Here is a 19,615-nt window from a genome sequence, read left to right as displayed (position 1 = left end):
CACTCGCCGCCATACCGGAGTCGTCCCGCTTGCGGAGGTGCACTCCATGGTTAGCGCCGGTCTCCTGGACGCGACGGTCCAAGGGCTAATCACCGGTGCAGTGATCGCCGGCGGAGCGCTGGGACTCTCACTCATTTACGACATCGCGGAGGTCCCGAACTTCGCACACGGTGACATGATCACGATCGGCGCGTACCTCGCGCTCGTCTTCAACAACCCGGGAGAGATACCGTTCCTCCCGGACTTCGGATCCGTGCCGTTCGTGCTCGCAGCGATCATCGGAGTCGTACTGGCCGGGGTCCTCGGCGCGGTGTACGAACTCGCTATCTTCCGGAAGTTCCGCGACAACGACGCAGACCTGATCACCATGGTGATCGTGTCGCTCGGCCTCGCGCTCGTGTTACGGAACGCCGTGTTGTTCCTCGTCGGCTCGAAGAACATCCAGTACCAAACGCCGCGCGTCATCACCACGAACTTCGATTTCCTCGTCACGCAGACCGGTCTCACCGTCATCACGACCCAACGACAGGCCGGTGAGCTCGTCACGACCGGGGAGTGGGGGTACCCGTGGTGGCTCATCGTCGCCGGGATTCTCGCCGCCGTCGCGGTCGGGTACGCGGTCTTCGCGCTCTACCGCGAAGAGGAAGATTTCACCACGGTTTCCCTCATCCCGCCGAAAATCCTGGGTGCCGCCGGGAGCATCGGTACCGTCCTCCTCCTCGGCGTGTTCGCCCGGCTCGACCCGCAGGGTACCGATTACATTCTCGGCACGCAGATCGGTCTGAACGTCAAGCACATCACGATACTCGCGGTGGTCATCGTGGCGATGTTCATCCTGAACGTGATCTTGAAAACCACCAAACTGGGGCGTGCGATGCGCGCGACCGCGGACAACATGGCTCTCGCGGAGGTCCGCGGCGTTGACGCTGACAGAGTTCAGCTCGTCGTGTGGGTCGTCGCCGCGATGCTCGCCGCGCTCGCCGGGATCCTCACCGGGTGGTTCGCAACGAACCTCACGCCGAACATGGGATTCGCGTTGTTGCTGCCCATCTTCGCGGCCGTGATTCTCGGCGGGATCTCCTCGCCGTACGGGGCCGTCGCGGGCGCGCTGATCATCGGGCTGAGCATGGACGTCGGCGTCTATCTGATACCGGGCTCGTCGACGTACAGAGTGGCGATCGCGTTCGTCATCCTGATCGGCGTCCTGCTCGTCAAACCCGAAGGCATCTGGGGTGATGTCTAATGGCGGTCGCTGACTTCATCATCTCGCTCCTGACGTTCATTGCGATTTACAGCCTGTTCGGTATCGGGCTGAACCTCAAATTCGGGTTTACCGGCCTCATCGACTTCGGCCACGTCGCGTACTTCATGATCGGCGCGTACGTGACCGTGGTCCTGACGATGCCCGCCGGTGCCGCCGGGTACAGCGGCATCGGCGGATTCGCACTCCCGGAGCTATTCGGTGTGCTCGGCCCGATCGGGAGTCTCTTCGGCTGGCTACTCGGCGTCCTCGGCGGCATGATCGCCGCCGCGTTAGTCTCTCTCGCAGTGGGGGTCCCGACGCTGCGCCTCCGGGAAGACTACCTGGCGATCACGGCGCTCGGAATCGCCACGATCCTCACCACCGTGGTGAACGACGAGGAATGGCTGTTCAACGGGCCCTTCGGTATCAACACCGTTCACGCACCGCTTCGAGACGTCTTCCCGCTCAGCCTGGGCAGCTTCACGCTGAACATGGCCGTCTTCGGTATCCTGTCACTCGCCGCGTTCGGGCTCACCGGCTACTGGCTCGCGAGGGCGTTCCGACGACAGGGTCGCCGCGGGAAACTCGTCCTCGGCGTCTTAGTTCCCCTCGTCGCCGTCTGGTACTTCGTCCTTCCGACGCTGAGCGACGGCATGGTCGAACTGACCCGGAACACGCTCTGGCTGTTCGACCCGACGGCCGGCCCCAAGGGCGGAATGGATTACGACCGGTTCGTCCTCCTGCTATCGGTCGCGGCGCTCGGTGGCGGGTACTGGTTAGTCGAACGGACGATCAACAGCCCGTACGGCAGGGTCTTGCGAGCGATCCGCGAAGACGAAGACGTCCCGCGAGCGCTCGGTAAGGAGACGTTCCAGTACAAGTTGCAAGCGCTGATGCTCGGGTCGGCGCTCGCGGGGGCCGCCGGGGCGCTGTGGGCGATCAACATCGGGTTCATCGCGCCCGACCAGTTCGCCGCGACGATCACGTTTTACGCCTTCACGGCCGTCATCGTCGGCGGCACCGCCAACAACAAAGGCGTCATTCTCGGCACCGCGTTCTTCTGGGGCATCCGCAACGGAACGCGGTTCATCGACGTCCCGTCTCAGTACTCCATTCAGCTCGCAGCGTCCCGGCTCATGCTGATCGGCGTCGTGCTGATACTCATCCTGTACTACCGGCCCGAGGGCCTCCTCGGCGAACAGGACTACGACATCCCGCTACCGTCGCGGGACTCCTCGGGAGGGACCGACGATGTCTGAACAGAACACACCGACTCCGACACCCGGCGTAACGCCAACTGACAGCCCGAAAATCGGAGACGACGGCGACCCGATTCTCCGAATAGAAGGGATCACAAAGCAGTTCGGCGGCATCACAGCGCTCGACGGCGTCGATCTGACCGTCGATCCCGGTATCACCGGACTGATCGGCCCGAACGGTGCCGGGAAAACGACCCTGTTCAACTGCCTCACCGGCTTCCATAAGCCGGACGACGGGCGAGTCCACCTGTACGAGACGGATATTACTGGTAAGGAGCCGCCGGCCATCGCCCAGCAGGGCATGGTTCGGACCTTCCAAATCCCGCGTGAGCTCGCCGACATGACCGTGTTCGAGAACCTGCTGCTGGCCCCGATGAACCAACACGGTGAACGGCTCCGCGGGGCGTGGATCCGGGGAGACCAGTTCGTCGAGGAAGAGCAGGTGATCCGGGACCGAGCCCGCGAAATCGCGGTGTTCTTCGAGATCGACCACCTACTCGACGAGCCCGCCGGCAGCCTTTCAGGAGGCCAGCGGAAACTCCTCGAAATCGCCCGTGCGCTGTTGACTGACCCAGATATCGTGTTGTTGGACGAGCCGTTGGCCGGGGTGAATCCGACCCTCGAACAGAAGATTCTCGGTCGGATCGAAGCCCTCGTCGAGGATGGCTACTCGTTCCTCCTCATCGAGCACGACATCGATCTCATCATGGACAACTGCGAGCGCGTCGTGGTCATGCACCAAGGCGCGGTCCTGACGACGGGCGCTCCGGAAGCGGTCCAGTCAGACGAGCGTGTGATCGAGGCGTACCTCGGCGGTGATGACGTATGACGGTGCTCGAAATCGAGGGGTTGGACGCCGGGTACGGAGACCTTCAGATCCTCTCGAACGTCGATATGACCGTTGAAGACGACGAATACGTGACGATCGTCGGGCCGAACGGCGCGGGGAAGTCCACGGCGATGAAATCCGTCCTCGGGCTGACGACGTACATGGACGGGTCGATCACGCTCAACGGAGAATCCGTCGAGGGCATGGACACGAACGCCGTCATCGAGCGAGGGGTTAGCTACGTGCCACAGAGCGACAACCTCTTTCCCTCGATGACGGTTCGAGAAAACCTCCTTATGGGCGCGTTCAGTCTGCCGGAGGTCCCCGAGGACCGGCTGGAGGAGATTCTCAACCGGTTCCCGATTCTGAAAGAGCGACAACGGCAGCGCGCCGGAACCATGAGCGGCGGCCAACAGCAGATGCTAGCGATGGGGTCGGCGCTGATGGTAGACCCAGACATCCTGTTACTGGACGAGCCGTCCGCGGGGTTAGCGCCAGACCTCGTCGAGGACATGTTCGACCGGATCGACGAGATCAATGCTGCGGGAACAGCGGTTCTGATGGTCGAACAGAACGCCAAGAAGGCCTTACGACGGTGCGACCGAGGGTACGTCCTCGTGAACGGCGAAAACGCATACGAAGGGCTGGGCGACGAGTTGCTACACGATCAGGAGGTCCGCGAGCGGTTCCTCGGCGGGTGATCAGCGTAGGCACCCGCTCGGCGCAACTGCACCGTCGGCGTGGACTGATCGGCGGTCGTGTCAGTCGGTGACACGTTTGTCGAGAAAGCGTTGCCGCGAAGGCGGTGACAGACGGGTACCGTCCGTTCCTCGATACCCGTCTTGGATGATCTCTCCGGTTTCGAGTTCGAGGATGTGATGGAAGGCGTCTTCCGAAACCTCGTGGACGAGAACGTGGGGTCCGCCGACCGGCCGCTGCCCCTCGCGCCCCGTCACAGGCGAGACGCGGAGACGCCGAGGTCCGCGAGCACGCCCTAGACGTTGCGCACGTTCGCCTTCCAGAACGCGTCGAAGAGCGTGCCGACGCACGGGGTCGAGGCGCTGACCAGGTCGCCGGTGACCGGGACGACGTCGAGAATCGGATCGATCCCGACGCTGGCGTTCGTCCCCGGAATCTGGACGCTTTCGTCCAGCGCGTGCGCGACGATTTTCATCCGGCGGAGCGCCGCCTCGTGTTCCCTCCGGCGGAGCGCCGCCTCGTGTCGGGCTGCGCACGCACAGCCGCAGCGGAACAGCCCGTCGCCGCAGCGCATCCGTGGACCGCTCCGTGCTCGCCGCCGCTGACGCCCCGGTTTGCGGTCGTCCCCGTCCGAGGGAGTCGAGACCGCCGGGATCGACGATACGGATTTACCGCCGGGGCGTCTAGCGGAACCAATGACACAACGATCCCTCCTCGTCCGTGCGCTGTGGTTCGTGTTCGTCGGCTGGTGGGCGACGCCGATCGTCGTCAACACCGCGTGGCTGCTCAACGTCACGGTCGTCCTGCTTCCGATCGGCATCAAGCTGATCAACCTCGTGCCGACGGTGCTCACGCTCGCGGAGCCGCGGTCGCTTTCGGAGCCCGAGTCGGCGAGCGGGCAACGCTCGCTCGTCGTCCGGGCGATCTACTTCGTCGTCGTCGGGTGGTGGCTGAGCCTGCTGTGGGCGAACGTGGCGTCGTTCCTCGCGATCACCGTCATAGGGCTCCCGGTCGCGATCTGGATGCTCAACCGGCTGCCGTACGTCACGTCGCTGTACCGGTTTCACGGGTGACGCCGACGGCTACCGCTCGCTCGGCGGTGTTCGAAACGAACGCGAGAATTCGGGAGCGCTCCTGACTCTGCTCACAGCGATCGCGAGCCGTCGAGCGCGACGAGGACGGCGTTCGCACGCGGCGTAGCGCGGTACATCCGCCACTTGCCCTCCTTCCGGCGCGTGACGAGACCGGCGTCGGTGAGCTTCGAGAGCGCGTGGCTGATCGCGCTGTCGCTCACGTCCAACAGCGGCGAGAGCTCGCACACGCACAGCTCCTCGTCGTCGGCCGTGTGGAGCATCCGAACGATCTTGTACCGCGTCTCGTTCCCGAGCGCCGACAGCAGTTCGATGTCGGTCTCGAGGGCTGACCCGCCTGCGGCATCGGTCAACTCCTCCAATTCCGCCAGCCGTTCAGACAGATCCTCGTCGGTACAAGAGCCGCACTCGTCGGCGACGTACCGCCGCAGCCGATCGGTCGATGACATACAGTCGATTGAGCCGATACGAGATTAAGCGTTGTGGACTCCCGTCTCAACTCCGGTAGCCATCGACACAGACGATAGAGAGATCGTTCAGCCGTACCGTCTCGTTTGAGACGGTCGAACCGACGCCGAGACCCGTGAGGAGTGTGACGGCGAACGGCGTTCGTCCCGGTGAGAGTCCCGGTTCGACGGCGTTCAAAAGCGTCTCGTGCGACGGATAGAGATCACAGCTACCAACAGATCGAGTGTGCTGTGCCGGACCGTACTGAGCTCTCGACCGCACGGCCGACACGGGAAACCCGACCGAAGCCCTTATCATTGTATGAAGATTTGTTCAGATGAATCGGTCGCAGCGGACGCGCGGACAGCGCGTCTCCCTGTGAACGACAGCTCAGGCGATCGACGACGATCCGACTCCACCATGACCGAACTCACCCTGTACGAAGAAGCGATGTGTTGCTCCACCGGCGTCTGCGGTCCCGACCCCGACGACGAACTCGTCGAGGTCAGCGCGGCGCTCGACCAGCTCGAGGACGCGTTCGACGACCTCGAGGTCACCCGTGCGAACATGCAGCACAACATCGACCAGTTCCTCGAAACACAGTGGATCTACGACCGCGTCCAGGAGGACGGCCCGTCGATCCTCCCGATCACGGTCGTCGACGACGAGATCGTCGCCGAGGGCGAGTACCTCTCGTACGACGAACTGACCGCGGCCATCGACGAGAGCCCGGCGCCCCAGGAGGCCTAACGAATGGCACAATCACAGTCGACGGCGACGAGCGCGCGTGACGTCGTCGAACCGAGTAGCGACGAGACCGAGTTCGTCTTCTTCAGCGGGAAAGGCGGCGTCGGCAAGAGCACGGTGAGCTGTGCGACCGCGACGTGGCTCGCCGACAACGACTACGAGACGCTGCTGGTGACCACCGACCCCGCGCCGAACCTCTCGGACATCTTCGGGCAGGACATCGGCCACGAGGTCACCGCGATCGACGGGGTCGGGAACCTCTCGGCGATCGAGATCGACCCGGACACCGCCGCGGAGGAGTACCGCCAGGAGACGATCGAGCCGATGCGCGAACTGCTCGGCGAGGAGGAGATACAGACGGTCGAAGAGCAGCTCAACAGCCCCTGCGTCGAGGAGATCGCCGCCTTCGACAACTTCGTCGACTTCATGGACAGCCCCGAGTACGACGTCGTGGTCTTCGACACGGCGCCGACGGGTCACACCATCCGGCTCATGGAGCTCCCCTCCGACTGGAACGCCGAACTCGAGAAGGGCGGCTCGACCTGTATCGGGCCGGCGGCCTCGATGGAGGACAAAAAACAGGATTACGAGCGCGCGATCGACACGCTTCAGGACGACGAGCGCACCTCGTTCGCCTTCGTCGGCAAGCCCGAAGACTCCTCGATCGACGAGGTCGAACGCAGCGCGAGCGACCTCGCTGATCTCGGGATCGAGTCGCAGCTGCTGGTCCTCAACGGCTACCTCCCTGAGTCGGTGTGTGACGACCCGTTCTTCGAGGGGAAACGCGCGGACGAGCAGGCCGTCGTCGAGCGCGCGCGAGAGGAGTTCGACGCCGACGCGACGGCGACGTACCCGCTTCAGCCCGGCGAGATCGCCGGCCTCGACCTGCTCGCGGACGTGGGTGGCGTCCTCTACGATGGCAGGGAAGCGACCGTCGACGTCGGCGCGGCGACCGACGCTGAGGAGACGGGCCGCGTCGACGCCGACGGCGCGGTCGACTTCGATTCGATGGCGGACCCCAACGCGGTCGTCGACCAGCTCACGCCGGGCGAGGAGACGCAGTACCTCTTTTTCACCGGCAAGGGCGGCGTCGGTAAGAGCACGATCGCCTCGACGGCGGCGACGAAGCTCGCTGAGGCGGGCCACGAGACGCTCGTCGTCACGACCGACCCGGCCGCGCATCTCGAGGACATCTTCGGCGAACCAGTGGGCCACGAGCCCACCTCGGTCGGCCGGGAGAACCTCGACGCGGCGCGGATCGACCAAGAAAAGGCGCTCGCCGAGTACCGGGAGCAGGTCCTCGACCACGTCACCGAGATGTACGCGGACAAAGAGGACACCCAGATCGACGTCGACGCCGCAATCGCGAACGTCGAAGAGGAGTTGGAGTCCCCCTGTGCCGAGGAGATGGCCGCCCTCGAGAAGTTCGTGAGCTACTTCGACGAGGACGGCTACGACGTGGTCGTCTTCGACACCGCCCCCACGGGCCACACGCTCCGCTTGCTCGAACTCCCCTCCGACTGGAAGGGGTTCATGGACCTCGGCTCGCTGACGAAGGGCGCCGCCCCCGCGAAGGGCGACCAGTACGACGAGGTCATCGAGACGATGAAAGACCCCGAACGGAGCACGTTCGCGTTCGTGATGTACCCCGAGTACACGCCTATGATGGAAGCCTACCGGGCCGCCGCCGACCTCGAAGATCAGGTCGGCATCGAGACCTCGTTGGTCGTCGCCAACTACCTCCTCCCCGAGGAGTACGGCGACAACGCCTTCTTCGCGAATCGGCGCGCTCAGCAGGCGCGGTATCTCGAGGAGATTCGCGACCGCTTCGACGCGCCGCTGATGTCGGCGCCGCTCCGGCAGGACGAACCGATCGGGCTCGACGAACTCAGCGCCTTCGGCGAGGAGATCACCGGGCTCGCGGACATCACCGAGGCAGACGCACCGGAGGTGACGCCCTCGTGAGCGACGCGCAGGATGCAGACGACGCGACTGAGGGCGTCGCGAGTGGACCCGACGAGGACGCCGTGGAGACGAACGTCGAGGCGGCGCTCCGCGAGTTCCTCGACGCTCTCGGCGAGTCGGAGACGTACCAACAGTTCGTTGCGGCCGACGAGGCGTTACAGGACGACGACGACGCGATGGCGCTGCTTCGCGAGTACCAGCGGAAGCAACAGGAGCTGCAGCGCGGCGGCTTCGACGACTCGGTGATGGCCGAGCTGAAGCAGCTCCAGACCGAGCTGTCGAACGACGAGACGATCCAGCGTCAGCAGGCCGCACAGGCCGAGCTGATAGCACTCCTCCAGCGGACGAACGACGCCATTAGCGACGTGATCGGCGAGGAGTTCGCGCGGTCCACCGGAGGTGGGTGCTGTTGAGCGCTTCCGATCAGGGCGCCGTCGAGGACGGGGTCACGGACGACGAGGTCGTCGCGGCCGCCGAAACGCTCGGCGAGGCGCTCGCGGCGGCGAGAGCGTCGTCCTCGGAGTTCGAGTTCACCACGATGGTGAGGCAGTGTAACGAGGCGATCGGCGACGAGACCGGGATCGACTACGGCGGCGTGTGCGACACCGACGACTGCTGTTGACTGAGTTCTGGTCGGTGCGAGCGTCGCACCCGCTCGCGTTCAGTTGACGTCGATGATTTCGACGTCGAACTTCAGCGTCTCGCCGGCGAGGCGCGGGTTGAAATCCACCCGGACGACGTCCTCGTCGACGTGGACGACTTCGCCTTGGCTGCCGTTCTGAGCCTCGAGGTACGTGCCCTCCTCGGGCGTCTGGCCGCCGAGCATCTCGCGGAGCTCCTCGGTTTCGAACTCCTGAACGCGGTCGTCGCTGGGCTCGCCGTAGGCCTTCTCCGGCGGGATCGTGAGGGTCTCCGTCTCTCCGGCCTCCAACCCGATCAGCCCCTCCTCCATCCCCTCGATGACCTGTTCGTCGCCGACGTCGACGGTCAGGGGCGCGTACTCGCGGTCGGGCTGGGCCTCGGTGAGGCCGGCCTCCTCGGCGACGGATTCCCGCGAGGTGTCGAACACCGTTTCGTCGTCCAGTCGACCCGTGTACTCGAGCGTCACCGAATCGCCGATAGCTATCGTCATACGAAAACGAAACGCGCCACACGGAAAGTCTGTTGCATCGAGAGATCCGTCGCCGCCGCGTCAGCTATTTGATCGGTCGGACCGATACTCCGACATCGCATCGAACACCGCTCCGGACGACCCGAACGGACCGACCGCCTCATCGGGGGCAGACGACTCGGACGGCACGGCCGACGCCTCAGGCGGTGTCGTCACTCGCCGGCGACTCCTCCTCGGTCTCGCGGGCGGCGTCGGCCTCCTCGGGGGCGGCGGGCTCTACGTCGCGCGATCGCTGGACGGCGATTCCGGCGGGTACGACGCCCCGGAGACGCAGCCGATGGTGACGACGCGAGGGCGTCTCGACGCGGCGGACCCGACGGAGCGAGCGGGCTCGTGGGACTTCGGCGGGGCCGACGCGGTGGTCCTGTTCGTCCACGGACTGGGCGCGGACGCCGAATCGGCACGCGATCTGGCGTACACTGCCCGGTTGGGGCTCGCGGCGGCGACGGGGGCTGCCGCGGCCGCTGACGCCCCGCCGGTGGTCGGCTACTCGTGGGCGTCGAACGTCGACTGGGGGCCGGCGAAGCGGACCGCGGACGCCAACGCCGCTCCGCTCGCCGACTGGCTGACGGCGTGGGCGGCCGACGACGGTCGACCGGTCCACCTGTTCGCCCACTCGCTCGGTGCCCGCGTGACGGGGGCGACGCTCCGGGAGCTCGCCGACCGCGGGCGGGCGGACGCCCTCGCCTCCGTGTCGCTGTTCGGCGGGGCGATTCCGAGCGACGGCGTCGCGGTCGACGGGCGGTACGGGTCGGCCATCGCGGCGGTCGACGCTCCCGTCTTCAACTTCCACAGCCGGAACGACCGGGTCTTGGGGTGGGTGTACCGCGCCTCGGACCGGACCCGGGCGGTCGGCCACGGCGGGCTCGCGGCGTCCGCGAGCCCGCCGGCCGGGTACGCGGACGTCGACGTCACCGATCTGGTCGCGGACCACTACTCGTACGTCGAGCCCGAGGAGGGGTGTCTGGCGCGCGCGGTCGACCGAATCGGGCTCGAGTGAGTCACCGGGAGCTCCGCGTTGCAGCCGTGAGGGGGTCGTCTGAGACGGCCGGTCGCTGAGGGCGGAAGTCGCGCCTCAGCGGTCTCTGAACTCCACCGTGTAGCCGTTGTCGCGGAGCGCTTCGACGAGGTCGTCCTCGGGTTCGATTTCGAACTCGTGGAACGAGTTGGAGGGGCTGTCCGCCGAGTACAGCTCTGAGTCGATGTTCTCCGGAATCTCGTTCTGATGGGTGTCCTCTTGGACGACGACCGGCTGACTGGGAACGCGGTTGGAACTGCCGTCTTTTGTCATTCGGATACATGCGGTTACGACCGTCCGGCTATTTGCATTCCGATCGCGGTTCCCGTCGAACCGACCCCGCGGCGATGGCCCAAGAGACGATCCCGGCCGGAGCCTCCGACGTCGGCGTCTCGCGCTTTCTCACGAGCCCGAGGCGCCGGAGAACGCGTCGGGACCGTGGTCCGGGTCGCCGACGTAGCCGTCCCCGAACGTCGGGTCGTCGACGCTCGGGATGGCGACCTTCGGGAGCACGGAGACGACGTTCGCGGTCGGACCGTCGGTGACAGGCGTCAGCGTCGGTGACAGGCGTCAGCGTCGGTGACAGGCGTCAGCGTCGGTAACAGGCGTCAGCGTCGGTCTCGACGTCGGCGTACTCGTTGGCGTAGTGGACGCTCGCGGCGACCGGCAGGAGCGCCGCCAGCCCGAGCGCGACCGCTCCCGCCTCCGCCGTCGCCCCCGCCCGAGCGCCATCGCGACGCCGAGGGTGTACACGAGCGCGATCAGCGACGATCTGTGCGGGCCGCGACATCCGCCAGAGGGCGACGAGGACGGTGCGAGGGTCTGACCCGCCCATCCCTCAGTCGTCGCGCAGCGCCCGGATCTCGTCGAGCAGGTCGTCGATCTCCGGGCGGTCGGCGGGCATGCGGCCCTCGTAGGTGTACGCCACCCGCGGCTCGCCTGACCGGGTATCGAGCACCAGCGCCACCGGCATCCGCCCGACGAGGTCGTGGAGCGAGCCGAGGACGCCGAACCGCACCGGCTGGTCGTACGCGTCGCTCACGTCGGTGTTCGGGTCCGCGAGCAGCGGGAAGGGGAGGTCGTACGAGGCCTGCCAAGAGCGGGCGCGCTCGATCGACTCCGGAAGGATCGAGACGACCGAGGCGCACAGCGCCTCGAACTCGCCGTATCGGTCGGCGACCGCCTGCACCTGCTTCCGGCAGTTGCCGCAGTGGTAGTCCCGCTGGAACAGCAGGACGATCGCGTCGGTGTCCGAGTCGGCGGCGGCCGCGGCCAGCGAGAACGTGTCGGGACCGGCCGCGACGTTCCGCAGTTCGAAATCGGGCACGTCGGCGGTCCGGGACGCGTTCGTGTCGCTCATGCGTCCGATACGCGGAGCCGCGGGATAACGTCGGGTCGGTCTGACGCGCGGCGCGCCAGACCGCGGCACCTATTCGCACGCGGAGACAAACCTCTCCACATGACTGTTCCCGAGTCGACGCTCGCGCCGGACTCGGTCCGCGGAGTCGACGACGCCCCGGCGCTCGATGCCGACTCAGCCCGAGAGCCCGACGGGGCCGACCTCGTCGCGGACTCGCGACGGTTCCTCCGCTCGGTCCGGTCCCCCGGCGATCACGGGTCGGCGCTCGACGCCGTCCGCGAGCGGCTCGCCGACGCCCCGCAGGCCGCGCTCGACGCGCTCGGTCCCGACGAACGCCTCGCCTTCTGGCTCAACGTCTACAACGCCGCGGCTGGGGACGCGCTGCTGGCGGACCCGGACCGGTTCGCGGACCGTCGCCGGTTCTTCGGGGAGCCGGTCGTCACCGTCGCCGGGACCGACCTGAGCCTCGACCGGATCGAACACGGGATCCTCCGCGGGGCCCAGTGGAAGTACGGGTTGGGGTACGTCCCGAACCCCGTCCCCACGGCGTTCGTACGGCGACACCGGGTCGCCGACCCCGACCCGCGCGTCCACTTCGCGCTCAACTGCGGCGCCGCCTCCTGTCCGGCGGTCGTGGCCTACGACACGGGCGACGTGGACGACCAACTCGACCGCGCCGCCGCTTCGTATCTGAAAAGCGAGACGGTCGTCGAGGGCGGGACCGCCCGCGTCCCCCGACACCTCCTGTGGTACCGCGGCGACTTCGGCGGCGGGTCGGGCGTCCGCGCGCTCCTCCGGAAGTACGACGCGATCGACCCCGACGCGGTCTCCCGGATACGGTACCGCGAGTACGACTGGTCGCTCGCGCTCGACGCCGTCCGCGACGGGGGGAGCGACCGGTGAGCGACGACGGCCTGTTGGGCTCGCTGTCGGTCGTCGGACTGCTGAGCCTCTGTTGTATCGGGTTCGGCGGGATCGCCGGCGGCGCGGCCCTCGCCGGCGGGACCGCCTCCGCCACCGTCGTCACCACGGGCGCGTCGAGCGCCCGCGGTGCGCTGATCTCGGGGGCCGTCACCTTCGCGACGGTGTTCGTCGCGGCCGTCGCGATCCGGTGGCACCTGAACCGGTGAGCCGATGGCCCGGACCCTGCGGACGCGCGGCGGCGCTGACCGGCCTCAGAGGACTCCCGCGCCGCCGAGAATCAGCCGGACGCCGATGAGCGTCAACAGCCCGAGGACGGTCCCGCGCCGGAGGCGCTTGCTCACGCGGCCTCGGAGGCGCTTCCCAACGGCGACGCCCGCGACCGCGGGGACCGCGGCGGCGACCGACGCGAGGACGAGGCCGAGGCCGGGATAGAGCCCGAGCGCGCCGGCGGCGACGACGCGGAGCCCGTTGATTCCGACGAACACGAGCGCGACGACGCCGACGAACAGGCCGTGCGAGAGGTCGAAGCTCCGGACGAACGCGACGAGCTGCACGCCGACGTTCGTCGCGCCGAACAGGACGCCGGAGACGGCCCCGACGGCCGCCATGACGAGGGGCGACTCGGCGAGCGTCCGGTCGGTCGGCCCGGGGAGCGCCGGGAGCGGGACCGCCCGCTGGGCGGTCGCGACGAAACCGAGCGAGACGAGTCCGAGCAGGACGCGGAGCGGGGCCGCCGGGAGCCGGTCGAGCAGCGCCATCCCGGCGATGGTCCCGACGAGCGCGGCGACGAGCAGCGGGGCGAACCGGGTTCCGCACGTGCGGAGCTCCTCGCGGGTGAGCTCCCCGACGAGCGCGACGTTCACGGCGAACATCGGGAGGATCATGAACGCGACGGCGGTGGCCGGGTCGAGCGCCGACGCGAGCACCATCGTCCCGACGACGGCGAAGCCGAACCCCGCGACCCCGTTGACGGCGCCCGCGACCGCGACGACGAGAGCGATCGTCGCCACCAGTTCGACGGAGAGCGCGAGGGTCATACGTCTGAGACGGGGCGGGCATTTATAAACCGCAGTTGGGTGTGCGGCGGCGAGACACGCTCGGCGGTCGACGACGGCGTCGGTTCTTTCCATCGGTCCCTTTCGCATGTGTGTGACGAACCCGCACGATCGGCCGAGCCTCATACGGGTCGCCCGCCGAGTTTCAGGTATGCTCCAGACCGGACAGAGGGCGCCGACCTCACCGACGTCGAGTACGGGGGCGTCGGGCGTGGCGAACGGCGCTCGCCGTGATCGACAGAACCGGCGCCGGTCGGGTGAGCCGCCGCGGCTCCGGCGACGACGACCCACTATTTAAATAGCGGACTCGAACGAGGGCGCATGGAACGCGTCAGCGTCGACGACGTCGAGAACTCAGTCCAGCCGGCGGCCGTGATGCGGCCGCTCACGGACGCCCTCGGGCTCACCGACGCCGCGATCAACTACTACGAGCTGGACCCGGGCGACAGCTTCGCGTTCGCCTACCACAGCCACGAGATCCAGGAGGAGGTGTTTTACATCATCTCCGGCACGGCGACGTTCGAGACGGCGGACGGGCCGGTCGAGTTGGGCTCCGACGAGGCCGTGCGGTTCAATCCCGGGGAGTTCCAGCGCGGGTGGAACCGCGGCGACGAGCGCGTCCGCGCAGTCGCGATCGGCGCGCCGCTGGAGTACGGGAGCCAGGAGACGCTCCGGTACTGCGCGGCGTGCGACGCCGAGACGGACGCCGACCTGAGCGCCGTCGAGGACGGGGAGGACGCCGTCGTCGCCCGGTGTGTCGAGTGCGGGGCCGAGACGGGGCGCTGGTACCGCGGGTCGATGGACGGGGAGGTCCCCTGAGTCGACGGGGCGCCGATCGCGGCTCAGTCGCCGCCGTACGTGTGGAAGTCGACCGCCTGTTCGAGCAGCTCGTCCGGGATCCCGGGGACTTCCTTGTCGCGGACGGGGCCGGCCTCTCGCAGCGCGTCGACGGGAGCGGCCGGGTCAGGTGGAACTCGAACCTCCAACGGAGCCAGGCGGCGTACGTGCTGCTCGTCGAGAGCCACGTCCGCGGCGAGGCGTTCGGGCTCGCGCCCGACGGGGAGGGAGACTGACCGGCGGCCCGCCGAAGCTCACCGGGGGTGACGGGCTCCAGCGGTCCCGCCGATGGGACGCGCCGACACCACGGTTATCGGGCGGGACCGCGTACGGAGTCCATGACGGGTGAACGGGAGAGCGAGCTCCTGACCGAGTTCGATGAACGGATAGCGCGCCTGCCGGAGTCGGTCGACCGAGCGGCGATCGAGCGGATGCGGTTCGCGGCGTACGTTCTCGACGAGGGAGTCCGCGTTCCGGGGACGAACTACCGAATCGGTGTCGATCCGCTGCTCGGCGTCCTCCCGGGCGCGGGCGACGTGGTCACCGGCGGGTTCTCGCTGTATATCGTGCTCGAGGCGGCCCGCCTCGGCGTGTCCTACGCGACGCTGCTCAGGATGATCGCGAACGTCGCCGTGGACGTGGTCGCGGGGACGGTCCCGGTCGCGGGCGACATCTTCGACGCCGTCTGGAAGGCCAACAAACGCAACTTCGAACTGGTATTGAACGACCTCGCGGCGAAGTAGGACCGACCGTGCGGTCACCGAGCGATACGGTGTCGCAATCGAGCGACCCGCTACGTCCAACGGCCTCGGGAGCGGCGCTACGCGTGCTCGATGAGCACCACGCGGACGCCACCGGGATCAGTCAGGAACGCGATCCGCAGGTCGCCGAACGCCGTCGACTCCATCACGAACTCGACGCCGGGCTCGCGCGGTTCGTCGTGCTCCAGCCCCGTCACCGACGCCCGGACGGGCACGTCCTCGCCGTCGTCCCGCGGAACCGTCAAGTTCCCCGCGCCACTCCCCGGACTCCGCGACCGCGGGCCGGTGTCGGCGTCGACGCCGGCGCCCTCCGCAGACGCGTCCGCCCGGTCGCGGGTCCCCGACTCCGCCCTCTCGCGGGGCGGAACGCCGCGAGCGACTCCCGGAGGCGAGTCGTCCGCTCGGCGGGCCCGCCGAGCGGCCATTTAATATCAGATCTGAATGATACCTCGATTCCTTATGTATCTGCCCTCTCGTCGCTCGCGAAGCGGCGCCGAGCCCCGTGGAGCGCTGGTAACACGCTCGCCGAACGCCGCGGATCGCTTATAAATGCTCGCGGGCGCCGGTTCACTCGTCGTCGCCGGGCTCGGACCCCGCCGTGCACTCGCAGCCGCCGCGCCGGATCAGTTCGCCGACCGGCGCGTCGGCCCCGCAGTTGGGGCAGACGGCGCGCACGTCGACGAGCACGTCGTAGTCGCCCCGGTCCAGTTCGTCCGCGTTCGCGAGCGAGGAGATGGCCGACTCGGCGACCGCGGAGACCCGCCCTTGGAGCTTCTCGATGGTCTCGACCTTCCGGTCGGCCATGCCGTCGGCGGCCGCCGGGAGGCTCGCCTCGCGCTCCTTCGTGAGGTACGTGTGGACCGCCTGGTGGGTGACGAAGTTCCCGGTCAGCTCGTCGACGTCGACGCCCTCGCGTTCCAGTCGGCGGCGCGCCCGCGTCGACGACGAGCCGGAGTCGCCGCTGAGCGCCTCGTACGTGCTCGACACGTCGACGCTGAGCGACGAGACGCTCGCCTCGCGGAGGGCCGCCTCCAGCACCGCCTCGTTGAACTCGTCAGCGAGGTCCCGCAGGCTCGTCCGCTCGCCCGCCTCGCCGGTCCACGCGGCCTCCAAGCTCGCGCCCATGCCCTCGAGATCGTACTCCCGGATCACCCGGGCGACCTTCGTGTTCGTCCCGCTCGCTTCGTTGCTCATACTGTGACTTCACCCCCGAGCGTGACAAAAACATCGGTGTTCCGACCCGGCGATGCGACCCCCGGCGACTCGGCAGCCCGGCGACTCGGCGACGGCGACTCGGCAGCCCGGCGACTCGGCAACCCGACCCTCCGACCACTCGGCGGTCCGACCCTCCGACCACTCGGCGACGGCGACTCGGCGGCCCGACCCTCCGACCGCCCGGCGACGGCGACCGCCGGGCCCGTCCGCTCGTCCCGATCGAGGACCGAGCGCACCGAACTGCGCTCCGGACGAGAAGTTATTTCAGAATACACATAATTCGTCGAACGTGCAATATACAGATAACATCGGCGACGGCGCATCGGACCGACACCGGCCGTGACGCGACCGACTTACCGCGCGCTTGCCGACCGCCGGGCCGTTCCGTCGTTGCGACCGGACACTGTTACAAACGTAACTTTGTAATTTTTCTTCCCAACGGCTCCTTGAAAACGGGCGGGTCGTCGCGGATCCGGACCCGCAGCCGGGCGTCGATCAGTCGATCTGTTCGACGTAGGCGTACTCGTCAGAGAGGGCGGCGGCGTCCTCCGGCAGGAGCGCGGCGACGAAGTAGTCGGCGTGCGTCCGGAAGTAGTCGACGACACGCGCGATCCGGTCCGAGTCGATCGCTTCGAGCGAGTCGAGCAGGACGAACGGGACCGTCTCGTGGACGTTGTGGACGAGGTACCCCGCGAGCGCGAACACGAGCCCCGTCACCTCGCGCTCGCTCTCCGAGAGGTGGTCGACCGTGTCCTCGTAGGCCGTCCCGTCGGGCGACGAGCGGACGATATGGAGGTCGAACCGGGTGCGCGTGACCTTGCGGCGCCCCTCGCGTACCTCGGTCTCTCGGCGCTCGATCCAGATCCGGTCGAGGTTCTCGTACTCCAGGATGTCGAGGACGGTCTCCATGTGCTCGTTGAACTCCTCGACGGCGTCGTCCTCGATGCGGTCGACGCGCGTCCGCAGCTCCGTCAGCCGGTCGGCGAGCTCCTCGCGCTCGGCCTTCAGGTCCTCGCGGCGATCAATCGCGGCCTCCCGCTCGTCGATCTCCGCGTCGATCTCGTCGATCTCGTCTTCGAGCCGCTCGATCCGGAGCTCGATCCCGTTCGCCTCGCGGTGGAGCTCCAGCGCCTCGTCGTAGCCGTCGACGTCGACTGACTCGGCTTCTTCCTCCAGCTCCTCGATCTCCGCTCGTTTCGACTCGATCCGCTCTTCGAGGTCGGCGATCCGCGACTCGGTCGACCCGATCTCCTCGGCGACCGCGTCGAGCCGCTCCTCGGCGCGCTCGATCTCGCGCTGGGCCTCGCGGATCGACGACTGCCGGTCTGTGAGCTCCTGTATCTCCGCGCGGATCTCGTTGCGCTCGTCGAGCTTGTCGGAGCGGAGCTGGCGGAGGCGGTCGAGGGTCGACTCGATCTGGTCGGTCTCGACCTCGGACCCGCAGGTCCAACACACCGTCCGGTCGCCCGTGGTCAGCGCGGCCGTCGGGTCGTCGCCGGCCGCCTCCTCGTCGATGTCGACATCGATGCCCGAGCCGTCCACCAGGTCCTCGTTGAAGCCGATGACGCTGCCGAGCTCGTTGATGTCGTCGTCGAGCGAGCGCTTCCGGCGGCGGAGCTCGTCGATGCGGCCGGCGAGGCGATCCGGGTTCTCGTCGGGGTCCTCCGCCGCTTCGACCGTCTCCTGCAGCTCCTCGCGCTCCGATTTGAGCTCCGTGAGCGTCGAGCGTTCCGTTTCGAGGTCGAACTCGAGGTCGTCGAGCTCGGACCGGGCGTCACGGACCCGCTGGAACGCCTCCTCCATCTCCTCTTTGCGCGTTCGGCTCTCCTCGACGCCGGCGTCGAGCTCGTCGAGCTCCTCGCGGACCGACTCGAGCTTCTCTTGTGCCGCCTCCAGCTCCTCGGCCTTCTCGCGGCGGTCGGCCTCGAGGTCGGGCAGGTCGCGTTCGAGGCTGTCGAGCTGTTCGATTTCGCTCTCCAGCTCGTCACGCTCGCGCTTGCACTCGCGGATCTCCGCGTCGATCGCGTCGGTGTCGATCGGACGCATGATGATCTCGCGGAGGTCGTCGCCGCGCGCGACCGCGCGGCGCGCCTCGTTGTCCTCTAACAGGAACGCGAACAGGTCGGCGAGTTCCGGGTCGTCGAGGTAAGGATCGCCGCCGAACGCGACGGAATCGCCCCGACGTGTCAGCGTCCGCGTGTACGTTTCGTCGCCGAGTTCGAGCGTCACCCCGCCCTCCTCGGCGTCGCCTTTCAACGAGGTCTGCCGGCTCCCCAGTCCGGCCATCAGCGCCTGCAGGAAGGACGTCCGGTTCGTCGCGTTTCGCCCGGTCAAGATCGAGACGCCGTCGGAAAGCGTGACGGACGCCTCGTCGATCCCGCCGACGTTTCGGACGTCGACGTGAACGGAGGGTTTCGAGATCTGAGCCATCGATATGGACCGAAAACGATGTTCGTGGTGTTAAATGTATCCTTCGTTCACCGGGCCACCGAGGTGACGAGCCGATCCGCCGGCGTCGGTTCGCGGGGGGTCGGCGGACGGATATCAGCCCGCGTCGTCGCAGACATTATTTATGAAAATGTAGTATTTAGAAATGATATAAGAATAAATATATTATTTCGTTACTGGAATTCGAGATAGACAAGGATCAGATATTTGGTCAAAACTTCCGTATTCGCATGCAGAAATACACTGTACAATCAGAAATGGCAAGAATACCGAATAATTGGTATATAGAGCCCATGTTTTAAATAAACACATAAATTTAGTGAGTTCTACCAGTTTATTTAGACACAAGATTCCGCCGAATTCACTGTGTGCCGCTCATTACTGTGCCTCAGATTCAGATCTCGTAGCGTCAGTGGAGTGAATTTGACAGATAGTAGCAAGACTAATTAGCAGATACCTTTTTAATACTGAGATATGATATATTGACAGAGACACACGAACAGACCCAGTCGCTCACCCGAAAAGACTCGGATTCGTTCGGGAATC

General features: G+C 67.0%; 25 protein-coding genes. 15 read left to right on the top strand and 10 right to left on the bottom strand.

Annotation, left to right across the window (positions count from 1 at the left end; translation table 11 throughout):
• Positions 1–46: 46 nt before the first annotated feature.
• Genes C468_RS04540 through C468_RS04525 form a run of 4 tightly spaced genes read left to right on the top strand, consistent with a single transcriptional unit; the run spans position 47 to position 4,032 of the window.
• Positions 47–1,243, top strand: a complete 1,197-nt coding sequence (locus C468_RS04540; RefSeq protein WP_049912009.1) for a branched-chain amino acid ABC transporter permease — start codon at positions 47–49, stop codon at positions 1,241–1,243.
• Positions 1,243–2,502, top strand: a complete 1,260-nt coding sequence (locus C468_RS04535; protein ID WP_008847692.1) for a branched-chain amino acid ABC transporter permease — start codon at positions 1,243–1,245, stop codon at positions 2,500–2,502. Before C468_RS04540 ends, C468_RS04535 begins: the two co-directional genes overlap by 1 nt.
• The gene (locus tag C468_RS04530) at positions 2,495–3,331 is read left to right on the top strand and encodes an ABC transporter ATP-binding protein (protein ID WP_008847691.1); all 837 of its coding nucleotides are present in this window, start codon (positions 2,495–2,497) and stop codon (positions 3,329–3,331) included. Before C468_RS04535 ends, C468_RS04530 begins: the two co-directional genes overlap by 8 nt.
• Positions 3,328–4,032 (top strand): ABC transporter ATP-binding protein, encoded by a 705-nt coding sequence (locus tag C468_RS04525; protein WP_008847690.1) that lies wholly within the window; start codon positions 3,328–3,330, stop codon positions 4,030–4,032. Before C468_RS04530 ends, C468_RS04525 begins: the two co-directional genes overlap by 4 nt.
• Positions 4,033–4,325: 293 nt before the next feature.
• On the opposite strand, the gene C468_RS04520 is transcribed toward C468_RS04525, so the two are convergent.
• Positions 4,326–4,604 (bottom strand): DUF4112 domain-containing protein, encoded by a 279-nt coding sequence (locus tag C468_RS04520; protein ID WP_008847688.1) that lies wholly within the window; start codon positions 4,602–4,604, stop codon positions 4,326–4,328.
• A 121-nt stretch (positions 4,605–4,725) separates the two neighbouring features.
• Between C468_RS04520 and C468_RS04515 the strand changes: the two genes are divergently transcribed.
• Positions 4,726–5,103, top strand: a complete 378-nt coding sequence (locus tag C468_RS04515; RefSeq protein ID WP_008847687.1) for a YccF domain-containing protein — start codon at positions 4,726–4,728, stop codon at positions 5,101–5,103.
• Between the two features lie 71 nt (positions 5,104–5,174).
• On the opposite strand, the gene C468_RS04510 is transcribed toward C468_RS04515, so the two are convergent.
• Positions 5,175–5,570: an ArsR/SmtB family transcription factor gene (locus C468_RS04510; RefSeq protein WP_008847686.1), complete on the bottom strand. Its 396-nt coding sequence runs from the start codon at positions 5,568–5,570 to the stop codon at positions 5,175–5,177.
• A 418-nt stretch (positions 5,571–5,988) separates the two neighbouring features.
• On the opposite strand from C468_RS04510, the gene arsD reads away from it, so the two are divergent.
• The 4 genes from arsD to hcsS are packed head-to-tail and all read left to right on the top strand — an operon-like array spanning position 5,989 to position 8,902.
• A complete protein-coding gene (arsD, locus tag C468_RS04505; protein WP_008847685.1) occupies positions 5,989–6,318 on the top strand; it encodes an arsenite efflux transporter metallochaperone ArsD in 330 nt (109 codons plus the stop codon).
• Between the two features lie 3 nt (positions 6,319–6,321).
• A complete protein-coding gene (arsA, locus tag C468_RS04500) occupies positions 6,322–8,280 on the top strand; it encodes an arsenical pump-driving ATPase (protein ID WP_008847684.1) in 1,959 nt (652 codons plus the stop codon).
• Positions 8,277–8,693 (top strand): halo-CC-star protein HcsL, encoded by a 417-nt coding sequence (hcsL, locus tag C468_RS04495; protein ID WP_008847683.1) that lies wholly within the window; start codon positions 8,277–8,279, stop codon positions 8,691–8,693. The genes arsA and hcsL overlap by 4 nt, the downstream gene beginning before the upstream one ends.
• Positions 8,684–8,902, top strand: a complete 219-nt coding sequence (hcsS, locus tag C468_RS04490) for a halo-CC-star protein HcsS (protein WP_008847682.1) — start codon at positions 8,684–8,686, stop codon at positions 8,900–8,902. The genes hcsL and hcsS overlap by 10 nt, the downstream gene beginning before the upstream one ends.
• Before the next feature lie 39 nt (positions 8,903–8,941).
• Here the strand turns inward: hcsS and C468_RS04485 are convergent, their stop codons facing one another.
• The gene (locus tag C468_RS04485) at positions 8,942–9,388 is read right to left on the bottom strand and encodes an FKBP-type peptidyl-prolyl cis-trans isomerase (protein ID WP_008847681.1); all 447 of its coding nucleotides are present in this window, start codon (positions 9,386–9,388) and stop codon (positions 8,942–8,944) included.
• A 340-nt stretch (positions 9,389–9,728) separates the two neighbouring features.
• Between C468_RS04485 and C468_RS04480 the strand changes: the two genes are divergently transcribed.
• Positions 9,729–10,451, top strand: a complete 723-nt coding sequence (locus C468_RS04480; RefSeq protein ID WP_049912026.1) for a DUF726 domain-containing protein — start codon at positions 9,729–9,731, stop codon at positions 10,449–10,451.
• A gap of 75 nt (positions 10,452–10,526) precedes the next feature.
• Here C468_RS04480 and C468_RS04475 read toward each other — a convergent pair whose 3' ends face one another.
• From C468_RS04475 to C468_RS04465, 3 genes are all read right to left on the bottom strand, one after another.
• A complete protein-coding gene (locus tag C468_RS04475) occupies positions 10,527–10,742 on the bottom strand; it encodes a hypothetical protein (RefSeq protein ID WP_008847679.1) in 216 nt (71 codons plus the stop codon).
• A 316-nt stretch (positions 10,743–11,058) separates the two neighbouring features.
• Positions 11,059–11,304: a hypothetical protein gene (locus tag C468_RS04470; protein WP_008847678.1), complete on the bottom strand. Its 246-nt coding sequence runs from the start codon at positions 11,302–11,304 to the stop codon at positions 11,059–11,061.
• Positions 11,305–11,307: 3 nt separating this feature from the next.
• The gene (locus C468_RS04465) at positions 11,308–11,829 is read right to left on the bottom strand and encodes a peroxiredoxin family protein (RefSeq protein WP_008847677.1); all 522 of its coding nucleotides are present in this window, start codon (positions 11,827–11,829) and stop codon (positions 11,308–11,310) included.
• 99 nt (positions 11,830–11,928) lie between these two features.
• Between C468_RS04465 and C468_RS04460 the strand changes: the two genes are divergently transcribed.
• Together C468_RS04460 and C468_RS04455 are read left to right on the top strand one after the other, a co-directional pair.
• Positions 11,929–12,732 carry a DUF547 domain-containing protein gene (locus tag C468_RS04460; protein WP_008847676.1) on the top strand — a complete coding sequence of 268 codons (804 nt, stop codon included), beginning with the start codon at positions 11,929–11,931 and terminating at the stop codon, positions 12,730–12,732.
• Positions 12,729–12,959, top strand: coding sequence for a hypothetical protein (locus tag C468_RS04455; RefSeq protein WP_008847675.1), 231 nt, complete (start codon positions 12,729–12,731; stop codon positions 12,957–12,959). Before C468_RS04460 ends, C468_RS04455 begins: the two co-directional genes overlap by 4 nt.
• 45 nt (positions 12,960–13,004) lie before the next feature.
• Here the strand turns inward: C468_RS04455 and C468_RS04450 are convergent, their stop codons facing one another.
• Positions 13,005–13,790 (bottom strand): TSUP family transporter, encoded by a 786-nt coding sequence (locus tag C468_RS04450; RefSeq protein WP_008847674.1) that lies wholly within the window; start codon positions 13,788–13,790, stop codon positions 13,005–13,007.
• Between the two features lie 339 nt (positions 13,791–14,129).
• Between C468_RS04450 and C468_RS04445 the strand changes: the two genes are divergently transcribed.
• The 3 genes from C468_RS04445 (at position 14,130) to C468_RS04435 (ending at position 15,388) form a co-directional block, all read left to right on the top strand.
• Positions 14,130–14,627 (top strand): cupin domain-containing protein, encoded by a 498-nt coding sequence (locus tag C468_RS04445; RefSeq protein ID WP_008847673.1) that lies wholly within the window; start codon positions 14,130–14,132, stop codon positions 14,625–14,627.
• A gap of 41 nt (positions 14,628–14,668) precedes the next feature.
• The gene (locus tag C468_RS18505) at positions 14,669–14,881 is read left to right on the top strand and encodes a hypothetical protein (RefSeq protein WP_008847672.1); all 213 of its coding nucleotides are present in this window, start codon (positions 14,669–14,671) and stop codon (positions 14,879–14,881) included.
• A 102-nt stretch (positions 14,882–14,983) separates the two neighbouring features.
• On the top strand, positions 14,984–15,388 hold the full coding sequence (locus C468_RS04435; protein ID WP_008847671.1) for a DUF4112 domain-containing protein: 405 nt from the start codon (positions 14,984–14,986) through the stop codon (positions 15,386–15,388).
• A gap of 77 nt (positions 15,389–15,465) precedes the next feature.
• Here C468_RS04435 and C468_RS04430 read toward each other — a convergent pair whose 3' ends face one another.
• The 3 genes from C468_RS04430 to C468_RS04420 form a co-directional block, all read right to left on the bottom strand.
• Positions 15,466–15,831 carry a hypothetical protein gene (locus C468_RS04430; protein WP_008847670.1) on the bottom strand — a complete coding sequence of 122 codons (366 nt, stop codon included), beginning with the start codon at positions 15,829–15,831 and terminating at the stop codon, positions 15,466–15,468.
• Between the two features lie 142 nt (positions 15,832–15,973).
• Entirely contained in the window at positions 15,974–16,600 is a 627-nt protein-coding gene (rdfA, locus tag C468_RS04425) for a rod-determining factor RdfA (RefSeq protein ID WP_008847669.1), read from the bottom strand.
• 516 nt (positions 16,601–17,116) lie between these two features.
• On the bottom strand, positions 17,117–19,051 hold the full coding sequence (locus C468_RS04420) for an archaea-specific SMC-related protein (RefSeq protein ID WP_008847668.1): 1,935 nt from the start codon (positions 19,049–19,051) through the stop codon (positions 17,117–17,119).
• Between the last annotated feature and the right edge of the window lie 564 nt (positions 19,052–19,615).

The sequence above is a fragment of the Halorubrum kocurii JCM 14978 genome, assembly GCF_000337355.1.
In the GTDB taxonomy this organism is placed as follows: domain Archaea; phylum Halobacteriota; class Halobacteria; order Halobacteriales; family Haloferacaceae; genus Halorubrum; species Halorubrum kocurii.
This window is presented reverse-complemented; position numbering and strand designations above follow the sequence as displayed.

Bases quoted from the DNA above. Each gene is read 5' to 3' on its own strand.
- C468_RS04520 (WP_008847688.1), bottom strand. From the start codon at position 4,604: ATGCGCTGCGGCGACGGGCTGTTCCGCTGCGGCTGTGCGTGCGCAGCC.
- arsD (WP_008847685.1), top strand. From the start codon at position 5,989: ATGACCGAACTCACCCTGTACGAAGAAGCGATGTGTTGCTCCACCGGC.
- C468_RS04540 (WP_049912009.1), top strand. From the start codon at position 47: ATGGTTAGCGCCGGTCTCCTGGACGCGACGGTCCAAGGGCTAATCACC.
- C468_RS04515 (WP_008847687.1), top strand. From the start codon at position 4,726: ATGACACAACGATCCCTCCTCGTCCGTGCGCTGTGGTTCGTGTTCGTC.
- C468_RS04470 (WP_008847678.1), bottom strand. From the start codon at position 11,304: ATGGGCGGGTCAGACCCTCGCACCGTCCTCGTCGCCCTCTGGCGGATG.
- rdfA (WP_008847669.1), bottom strand. From the start codon at position 16,600: ATGAGCAACGAAGCGAGCGGGACGAACACGAAGGTCGCCCGGGTGATC.
- arsA (WP_008847684.1), top strand. From the start codon at position 6,322: ATGGCACAATCACAGTCGACGGCGACGAGCGCGCGTGACGTCGTCGAA.
- C468_RS04420 (WP_008847668.1), bottom strand. From the start codon at position 19,051: ATGGCTCAGATCTCGAAACCCTCCGTTCACGTCGACGTCCGAAACGTC.
- C468_RS04530 (WP_008847691.1), top strand. From the start codon at position 2,495: ATGTCTGAACAGAACACACCGACTCCGACACCCGGCGTAACGCCAACT.
- C468_RS04460 (WP_008847676.1), top strand. From the start codon at position 11,929: ATGACTGTTCCCGAGTCGACGCTCGCGCCGGACTCGGTCCGCGGAGTC.
- C468_RS04435 (WP_008847671.1), top strand. From the start codon at position 14,984: ATGACGGGTGAACGGGAGAGCGAGCTCCTGACCGAGTTCGATGAACGG.
- C468_RS04445 (WP_008847673.1), top strand. From the start codon at position 14,130: ATGGAACGCGTCAGCGTCGACGACGTCGAGAACTCAGTCCAGCCGGCG.
- C468_RS04535 (WP_008847692.1), top strand. From the start codon at position 1,243: ATGGCGGTCGCTGACTTCATCATCTCGCTCCTGACGTTCATTGCGATT.
- C468_RS04525 (WP_008847690.1), top strand. From the start codon at position 3,328: ATGACGGTGCTCGAAATCGAGGGGTTGGACGCCGGGTACGGAGACCTT.
- C468_RS04475 (WP_008847679.1), bottom strand. From the start codon at position 10,742: ATGACAAAAGACGGCAGTTCCAACCGCGTTCCCAGTCAGCCGGTCGTC.
- C468_RS04480 (WP_049912026.1), top strand. From the start codon at position 9,729: ATGGTGACGACGCGAGGGCGTCTCGACGCGGCGGACCCGACGGAGCGA.
- C468_RS04510 (WP_008847686.1), bottom strand. From the start codon at position 5,570: ATGTCATCGACCGATCGGCTGCGGCGGTACGTCGCCGACGAGTGCGGC.
- C468_RS04430 (WP_008847670.1), bottom strand. From the start codon at position 15,831: ATGGCCGCTCGGCGGGCCCGCCGAGCGGACGACTCGCCTCCGGGAGTC.
- C468_RS04465 (WP_008847677.1), bottom strand. From the start codon at position 11,829: ATGAGCGACACGAACGCGTCCCGGACCGCCGACGTGCCCGATTTCGAA.
- C468_RS04450 (WP_008847674.1), bottom strand. From the start codon at position 13,790: ATGACCCTCGCGCTCTCCGTCGAACTGGTGGCGACGATCGCTCTCGTC.